General features: G+C 57.7%; 1 protein-coding gene. It reads left to right on the top strand.

All coding sequences use genetic code 11. From position 1 onward, the window contains the following. Positions 1 to 352: DNA polymerase III subunit gamma/tau C-terminal domain-containing protein (locus tag I5W_RS11625; RefSeq protein WP_305809653.1), on the top strand; the 352-nt coding region annotated here is incomplete at both ends.

The raw sequence follows: 352 nt of genomic DNA, 5'->3' as shown, positions 1-352 counted from the left end.
CGAATTACTCGGCGGTGCAGTGCTCACCGAGCAGGTGTTTACCATTCCCGGCTTCGGCAAGATGATTGTCGATTCCGTCTTCAACCGCGACTACGCGGTGCTGGCAGAAGAGGCGATCGAGCGTGACGCGTGGGCAAAAGAGGTGAGTCTGCTGAAATTGCCTAAACTGGTCGAGCAGGTGGCGCTAAATGCCTGGAAAGAGCAGGATGGCGCGCGCATCACTCTGCACCTTCGCAGCGCCCAGCGCCATCTCCATTCGCCCGGCGCGGTGAAGACGCTCGGCGAGGCGCTCGGCGAATTGCACGGTTCGACGGTTGAACTGACTATTATTGAAGATGGATTATCATCTTCA

The sequence above is a fragment of the Herbaspirillum sp. B65 genome (assembly GCF_000333555.1).
Classification (GTDB): Bacteria; Pseudomonadota; Gammaproteobacteria; order Burkholderiales; family Burkholderiaceae_D; genus Herbaspirillum; species Herbaspirillum rubrisubalbicans.
The sequence above is the reverse complement of the archived record's forward strand: the minus strand, read 5'-3'. Positions and strand labels throughout refer to the sequence as shown.